This window comes from Rhodoplanes elegans (genome assembly GCF_016653355.1).
GTDB lineage: Bacteria > Pseudomonadota > Alphaproteobacteria > Rhizobiales > Xanthobacteraceae > Rhodoplanes > Rhodoplanes elegans.
In genome coordinates, this window is sequence record NZ_NHSK01000016.1 from 1 (window position 1) to 8,185 (window position 8,185).

The 8,185-nt window shown below is 65.8% G+C and carries 4 protein-coding genes and 3 pseudogenes; 4 read left to right on the forward strand and 3 right to left on the reverse strand.

Translation table 11 applies throughout. The annotated features are described in order from the left end of the window. Together CCR97_RS00980 and mepK are read left to right on the forward strand one after the other, a co-directional pair. On the forward strand, window positions 1-1,664 hold a 1,664-nt coding region (locus CCR97_RS00980; RefSeq protein WP_201159235.1), incomplete at its 5' end, for a L,D-transpeptidase family protein. Window positions 1,665-2,275: 611 nt separating this feature from the next. After that, window positions 2,276-4,237, forward strand: a complete 1,962-nt coding sequence (mepK, locus tag CCR97_RS31510) for a peptidoglycan L,D-endopeptidase MepK (protein WP_244670193.1) — start codon at window positions 2,276-2,278, stop codon at window positions 4,235-4,237. Window positions 4,238-4,328: 91 nt separating this feature from the next. On the opposite strand, the pseudogene CCR97_RS00990 reads toward mepK, so the two are convergent. Then, window positions 4,329-4,586, reverse strand: a pseudogene (locus CCR97_RS00990) (UDP binding domain-containing protein); the annotation flags it as partial. Between the two features lie 226 nt (window positions 4,587-4,812). Next, window positions 4,813-5,293: pseudogene (locus CCR97_RS00995) on the reverse strand (transposase); the annotation flags it as partial. A 35-nt stretch (window positions 5,294-5,328) separates the two neighbouring features. Between CCR97_RS00995 and CCR97_RS01000 the strand changes: the two are divergent. Continuing rightward, a pseudogene (locus CCR97_RS01000) lies at window positions 5,329-5,447 on the forward strand (IS5/IS1182 family transposase); the annotation flags it as partial. Window positions 5,448-5,586: 139 nt separating this feature from the next. Here CCR97_RS01000 and CCR97_RS01005 read toward each other — a convergent pair. Continuing rightward, window positions 5,587-7,446 (reverse strand): polysaccharide biosynthesis protein, encoded by a 1,860-nt coding sequence (locus tag CCR97_RS01005; RefSeq protein ID WP_244670194.1) that lies wholly within the window; start codon window positions 7,444-7,446, stop codon window positions 5,587-5,589. Window positions 7,447-7,944: 498 nt separating this feature from the next. On the opposite strand from CCR97_RS01005, the gene CCR97_RS31340 reads away from it, so the two are divergent. After that, on the forward strand, window positions 7,945-8,185 hold a 241-nt coding region (locus CCR97_RS31340), incomplete at its 3' end, for a hypothetical protein (protein ID WP_207199357.1).

Consider the following 8,185-nt stretch of genomic DNA (forward strand, 5'->3'; position numbering starts at 1 on the left):
CCGAACAGCCCACCGGCTCGGTGCCGGCCGCCGTGGCGGCGCCCGCCGTTCCGGCGGCTCCGGCGGCCGCGGTCGTGTCGCTCGACCAGCAGGTCGGCGAGAAGCTCGCGGAGCTGCTCGCCAAGAAGGGCGACCGTCGCCTCGACGCCAAGACCCGCGCGTCGCTCGAGAGCTTCTACGCGGCGCGCGCCAACGGCCCGGTGTGGACGAGCGAGGGCACCGTCAACGCCCGCGCCAAGGCCGTCATCGCCCAGCTCGGCAGGGCCGAAGCCGACGGCATGGACTCCGACGATTATCCGGTGCCGACCCTGAAGGCCGACGCGACCGCCGACGAGGTCGCCGACTACGAGATCAAGCTGACCCAGTCGGTGCTCGCCTATGCCAAGCACGCCGCCGTCGGCCGCATCCACTGGTCGCGCATCAACGGCGACGTGGTCTATTATCAGAACCCGCCCGAGGCCGCCGAGGTGATGGGCAAGCTCGTCTCGGTGAAGGGCGACGACGCCGGCACGGCGCTCGACGGCTATCAGCCGCAGCACGCCCACTACAAGGCGCTCAAGGCGAAGCTCGCCGAGGCGCGCGGGCTTTCCTCCGACACGAGCAAGCGCATCGGCTACGGCCCGGCCCTCAAGGTCGGCATGGACGACGCGCGGGTTCCGGAGCTGCGTGAAAAGCTCGCCGTCGCCGGTACCGGCACGGCCTACGACAAGACGCTCGCCGACGCCGTCAAGGCGTTCCAGAAGAAGAAGGGCCTCAAGCAGACCGGCGTGTTCGACGCCGCCGCGGTCGGGGCCCTCAACGGCCCGCGCAACGAGCGCACCGCCGACGTGATCCGGGCCAATCTGGAGCGCTGGCGCTGGGTGCCGCACGATCTCGGCAAGGCGCACGTGATCGTCAACATCCCGGAGTTCGTGCTGCGCGTCTACAAGGACGACGCCACGCTCTGGACCACCCGTGTGGTCGTCGGCAAGCCCGGCAACCACGCGACCCCGCTCCTGTCGGAGACGATGAAGTACATCACCGTCAACCCGACCTGGAACGTGCCGCCGTCGATCGTCTACAACGAGTATCTGCCGGCCCTGCAGCAGGATCCGACCGTGCTGTCGCGCATGGGCCTCAACGTGTCGCGGCGCGCCGACGGGTCGGTCCACATCTCGCAGCCGCCCGGCGCCGGCAACGCGCTCGGCCGCATCCGCTTCAACTTCCCGAACAAGTTCCTGGTCTACCAGCACGACACGCCGGACAAGCACCTGTTCGCCCACGATCGGCGCGCCTACAGCCACGGCTGCATGCGGGTGAAGGATCCGGACAAGTATGCCGAGGTGCTGCTCGGCATCGCGCTGCCGAAGGAAGGCTACTCGGCCGAGCGCATCCGCCGCATGTACGGGACCTCGGAGACCAACATCAACTTCCCGACGCCGATCCCGGTGCATCTCACCTATCAGACCGCGTCGGTCGACGAGACCGGCAAGCTGGTGCTGCGCGAGGACATCTACGGCCGCGACCAGCGCCTGATCGCGGCGATGAAGAGCGACGAGCGCAAGGTCGCCGACCAGCCGACGGCGGAGCGCCGCGTCGCCTCCTCGACGCCGCGCCGCCAGGCCGTGCAGCTTCCGCAGGAGCAGCCGCGCAGCGTGTTCCCGCTGTTCAACCTGTTCCGCTGATCCTTCGCGCCGGCGCGCCGCGCCGGCGTCGTGATCACGACCGTATTACGCGATGGCCGGGCTCGTCCCGGCCATTTGCGCTTTCTGGACTTGGCGGGGCGCGCGAGGGACGTGCCGCCCACGGGTCTCGCGCCTCGTCATGCCCGCGCTCGTCGCGGGCATCCACGCGCTGAAAGCCCCGCAAGAACCAAGATCGTGGATGGCCGGGACGGAGCCCGGCCATGACGAGGGCAGGCGTCACGGCGGGGTGAGGTGCGGCGAAAGCCATTTACGATTTAGCAAGACTTGCGCCAGGCCGGGCCAACGCTTCGTTCACGACGAGTCGCGGAATCCGCCCCGCTCGATCACGCCGCGAAGCGGCTCGGAGCCTCCGGTAAAATACTAGCGCGATCAAAAATTTAGCCCAGCGTGGCGCGGCCGTCACAGACGGCTTCTTTTCGCCATACTCACGGTTTAGTGAACAGACTGTGATGGGGAGAGGGGGGACGCAGAGCTGCGTCGGCCGATCCCGAAAAGACGAGAACTGCCCTGTCGTTCGACCGATCACGGGGGTGAGGTCGAGCGACGCGCTCCGCGGGCGCTGTTCGCGGAGACGTCGGAGCATTGTCTGGATGGGATCGCACGTGGCTCTGAGCGGCGTCCGCCGCGATTCGGCGACCGGCACGGTGTTCCGCGCCGGTCGCCGAATCGGCCTCGCCGCCGTGATCGTCGTTCTCGGCTGCAACGGCCTGCAGACGGCGGCCGCCAACGGCGACACCCGCACGCTGAGCTTCCACCACACCCACACGGGCGAGAATCTCACGGTCACGTACCGGCGCAACGGCCGGTACGACGCCGACGCGCTGAAGAAGATCGACTGGGTGATGCGCGACTGGCGGCGCAACCAGTCCGTCAAGATGGATCCGGCCGTCATCGACGCGGTGTGGGAACTCACCCGCTCGGTCGACGGCGACACCGTCGACATCATCTGCGGCTATCGTGCGCCGGCCACCAATTCCATGCTGCGCTCCCGCTCCGGCGGCGTCGCCAAGGAAAGCCAGCACATGGTCGGCAAGGCGATCGACCTGAAGGTGCGCGGCGTCTCGCTGGAGAAGCAGCGCGCCGCGGCGCTCCGGCTGCATCGCGGCGGCGTCGGCTATTATCCGGGCTCGCAGTTCATCCACGTCGACACCGGCAGCATCCGCCACTGGCCGCGGATGACCTACGACCAGCTCGCCAAGGTCTTCCCGGACGGCCGCACCGTCCATGTGCCGTCCAACGGCAAGCCGCTGCCCGGCTATCAGCAGGCGCTCGCGCAGGTCCAGTCGCGCGGCGGGTCGTCGACCGCGATGGCGTCGCTCGACGCCGGTTCGGGGTTGAAGCCTGGCAAGAGCCTGCTCGCCTCGCTGTTCGGCGGCAAGGACGCCGAGGAGGCCGAGGACACGGCCCGTCCCGCCGCACCGGCCGCCGCGACGAAGCCCGCCGCCGCGAAGCCGTCGGGCCCGGCTCCGGCCCGCGTCCAGACGGCCCGCGTCGAGCCTGCCAAGATCGAAGCTTCGAAGACCGAAGCTGCCAGGGCTGACGACACGAAGGCCGACGCGAAGACTCAGACCGCCCGCATCGAGGTGGCCCGCCCGGCTGCGGCGCGCGCCGGTTCCAAGCCGATCGCCGCTCCGGCCGGCGCTCCCGCCGCGGCCCCAGAGCCGGCCGGCCCCGAAATGTTCTCGCTCGCCTCCGCCGCGAGCACCCCGGTGCGCCTCGCGGGCGCCGGCGACATGCCGATCGAGAGCACCGCGGTCGCGGTGCTCGGCGCCGAGCCGCCGCGTCCGCCCGCCGAGATGGGCACGACCACGGCCTCGGTCGATCCGATGGCGCCGGTCGGCCGCGAGCGGACGCCGAGCCGGACCGGCTCGCTCTATGCCCCGAACCGCGATGCGACGCGTGATGCGGCCGGCCGCGACACCGACCGGGTGCCGCTGGAGCTCGCCCTCGCCTATGCGTCCGAGCCGTCCCGCCGTCCCGCCGCCGACTCGCCGGTGCGGGCCGCCGCGATGGGCTCGCTCGTCGATCGCGCCCACCTGCCGGCCGATGGCGCGGCCCAGCCGAACGCGCCGGCTCCGGTGCAGGCTGCCCTCGCTCCGGTGCCCGCTCCGGCACCGGCCGACGGCTCGCCGCTCGCCGTCGTGAAGAAGACGGCGGCGCGGGTGCCGAGCGGCCGCGGCGCCGAGGCGCCGGCCGGTGGCAACCGGACGGCGTCCGCCGATCCCGGCTCGGTCGGCTTAGGCTCGGTTGGCTCTGGTGTGGCCCCGACCGCCACGGCCGCCGTGGTGACGGTGAAGCCCGGCATGCGCTTCGACGATCCGTGGCTGCGCGCCGTGATGCTGTCGCCGAGCCTGCACTCCGCCATGACGGTCACGGCCTACGGGGATCCCGACTTCGCCGAGCTGCGCAGCCTGATGGGCAAGCCGGTCGGCTCGCTGGTGATGGGATTCGGCGCCGAGCCCTATCCGGGCCTCGCCTCCGACCGCTTCGGCGGCGGCGCAGTGGTGTTCCTCGCCACCGTCTCGTTCCGCCGTACCGCCTCGCTGCGCTGAGCGCCACTGCCTCGGACGACGCGTCGCCGCGCCCACGTCGTCGCGCTCGGCCCTCCCTGTCCCGCCTTTCGAGACCGACGCCGCCGGCGGCTCAGGTCTTGACGACCTTGTCGCTTTCGATGCGGGCGCGTCCGCAGACGTTCCGGGTGTCGACGACGAGGCGCGCCGCCGCGACCAGGGCGGGATAATCGACGGTGTCGTGGTCGGTCGCGATCAGCACGGCGTCGTAGCCGGCGATCGCCTCCGTGGTCAGCGAGACCGAGCGGCGGCCGGCGAGAGCGGCGTGCTCGCGGGTGTTCGGAACAACGGCGATGAACGGGTCGTGATAGTCGATCAAGACCGAATGTCCGACTTCGGTGGGTGTGGCTCATCCTACACTACGTGCCCGAGGACAGACAGGACCACGAAGGATTCAACAGGTGCCAATTGTCGGGTGAGATGTGGGAAATCGGAAGCCTCACCGGATGGGTGCGTATGTCGCGCCACTCCGACGTCGCCAAGGCGATGGATTACATGCCGAAGCGTTGGGCCGCCTTTCTGACTCAGTAAGACTAGGCTAGGGTCAGGACTCAATTGAGCCACCAAGCGACGGTGGCGGCCAGGATTGCGCCGGCGAGGAAGTTTCTGGCGAGCTTGTCGTAGCGGGTTGCGACGCGTCGGAAGTCCTTGAGCCGCGAGAACATCCGCTCGATGCGATTGCGGCGCCTGTAGGCGATGCGATCTAGGGGATCGGCTGCTTGCGGCTGGTGGTCGACGGGATCACGGCCTTGGCGCCGCCCTCGGCGAGCAGACGTCGCAGACTGTTGGCGTCGTAGGCCTTGTCCGCGATGAGGCCGGTGATCGGCGCCACTCTGGCGATTAGCGTCGGTGCAAAGGCGATGTCGTTGATGTTGCCAGACGAGAGCAACAGAACGAGCGGCCGGCCGCAGTGATCGGTCAGGGCGTGGATTTTCGTTGTCCGTCCGCCGCGCGAGCGGCCGATCGCCTGCTTGAAGGCCCCCCTTTTCCGCCCGCCGCAGAGCGGTGGGCCTTGATTTGGGTACTGTCGATCGCGACCGTCGCGATGATGCCGGTCGAGCCCGGAGCCCTTGATGAGCAAGCAGCTTTACTGGCTGAGCGATTCCGAGTGGGCGCGGATCGAGCCGCACCTGCCGCGCGGACGGCGTGGGCTGACCGGGTCGACGACCGACGGGAGATCAGCGGCATCGTGCAGTACGGACCCTAGGACGCGTAGTGTAGGACGAGCCACACCCACCGGAGACGGACATACGGTCTTACTCTTTGCTCTCAACCACCATATATCGAAGCGTCGAAAGTTCATGGACTATGCCGCCAAACCGTTATACACCTTAACCGTTGAAGTCAGGAATTGCATCGCGAAGAACGGCAAAAACATCGTCGCGGGATCCGCTGACGATGGCGTCGTCAAGCGCCGCCAGGCGCCATTTCAAAACCTCAAACGACGCGAACACGGGCTTTGCCGCCATCACGCCGGAGACACCGATATCAAAGGTCGGCTCCTCGCGGGCGAACAGTATCTCGTTAAGTCGCTCGCCAGGCCGCATTCCCGTGAATTCGATGGCGATGTCGCGCCCGGGTTCCAATCCATTCAATCGAATCATGCGTTCGGCAAGGTCATAGATCCGGATCGGTTGTCCCATATTCAGTACGTATACCGATACTTCTGAGCACTCCTGGCCGAGTGCATGGCTTGATGCCGTTAGTACGAGATCGCACGCTTCACGTATCGTCATAAAATACCGCACCATGTCCGGATGGGTCACTGTCACAGGACCCCCTGTATCAATCTGAGCCTTGAATTTCGGAATAACGGACCCATTGGAGGCCAGCACATTGCCGAACCGCACCGCTATTAGCCGCATCGGAGCGGCATCTCGGCAGCGCTTTAGTTCCGCGTCCAAGGCCTGACAGTACATCTCGGCAAAGCGTTTAGTGGCGCCCAGCACCGAGACCGGTTCAATCGCCTTGTCCGTCGAAATCATAACCATGCCGCGGACGCCGGTCCGAGCCGCCGCATCGGCGACGTTCACCGAACCGAAGACGTTCGTCTTAATACCCTCCTCCCAATCATTTTCCAAGATTGGGACATGCTTGAGGGCCGCGGCGTGAAACACAAGGTCTGGCCGGAAGGCCGTGAACAGCTGTTCTATCCGACCCCGATCGCGAATATCAGCAATGCGCCCTTCTATCACGGTGCGGCAGCCTTTAATGCGCAGTTCCTCCATGACTGCATGTAGGGCGGGTTCGGAGTTCTCGATGACGAGAAGTCGCTGCGCCCCAAATCGGATCACTCTATCGCAAAGCTCGGAGCCAATCGATCCGCCGCCACCAGTCACCGCTACCGCTCGGTCGGTGATAAACTCTTCCAGTCGACGATTGTCGATCATAACACTAGGGCGCAGCAACAGATCTTCGACCGCGACTGGTGCTAGCCGCAATGCTCCAGTGGAATCGTCCAGTGAAGGCAGCCGACTCGTGGCGATCCCGAGCCGCCGTGCCGTCACCAATGCAGTCTCGATTCCCGATCCCGGCTCGAACGCTGACGGTGTAAGTACCAAGCGTCGGACCTCGATCCCAAGACCGGCAAGATAATCCATTGCTCGCTGTAAATCGCTAAATCTCCCCAGAACTCGGACGTCGCGCACTTTTTGGTGCTGATCAGTCGGAGAAGGTGAGAGAATGCCAACCGGCTGAATCTGATGTACGGCGCCGCTTTCTATCGATCGCAGCAAAATCTCGGTGTCGGCTGCACGTCCGAGTATGAGGGTGGCAACCAAGTTCCCCTTTGCTAGCGACCGGCGCCGTGTTCGAGTTAGACGAAACCAGCGATACGCGGCCCGCGTGCCACCGAGTAGAAAAATTTGAAGAACGAAATAGACGGCAATCGTTTTCTTACCAAAAAAATAGCCCCCAAAAAAATAAGATGCGATCAAGATGTAATCGATAATGAGCAGCGACGCCGCCAGCACTGCCGACGCTCGCACAATGTTCGAGAGGTCCGGCAGCGATGCGAACCGCCACTTGGACCGGTAAAGATCGAAAAACCAGTAGATGGCGCTCGCGTATACGAAGAAGCACGGAAGCACAACCGTGAGCAGGTGGGCTCGTTCTTCCAAGCCTGGTTCCTCGAACCGAACGTAGAGGCTCAGGACCAACGCGGCGATCGTCGCCGCGATGTCGTGGATCATGACACCGTAGCGCCTCCAGCCGAATCGCAGTCCGAATATCATCCGCCTCGCTCCTGGCGCATCCTGGACGACCAACTATTTAGGCCGAACACATAGAGGATGACCTCGGGTGACTCAACAGACCCGTCCGAAACAACGATTGCGCGCAATATCCGCGCAGTTTTCCGGACCGCCCGACTGCGCAAGCGTTCGAAGTCTGGACCGCGAATTCGTACCCGGTAGTAGTTGCTCATCGCTATGGATGCTGAATAATCGACGCGGATAGCAATGGGCCGAGGGGCATCCGGCTGAGCGTCGCGCAGATTGCGTCCAGGGCACCAACGGCGCGGCGGCGAGCGGTTTCGAGCACGAATCGAAAGTTCACGTAGAGGTGCGCACCTCACCCTGACCGGAAGCCTTTGGTGACTTGTCAGAAGACGGCGCAGGGACGCAGTGCGCGCTCAGAGTCCATTTGGATACTCGACTCAGTGGCTGATGCGTCTCAGGAGGATGCTTCCCATGGCGCCGTCGAGCATGGCCGCGGAGACGTGTGACCGGGCGTTGAATCCTCCCCAATTTGTGGGCGCCGATTTTTCCCAGTTCGTCGTTTCGCCCCGCCTCCCGGGAGGCCGGGCGGCGCGGTCGTCGCCGATGCTGGTCCCCTTGGCGGGATTAGGGCATGCACAGATTTCCGATTGCGGCTGCGGCGGCGTGGATTTTGAACTGTTCGAGGCCGTGGCGGAACGTGATGGGGCCGGGC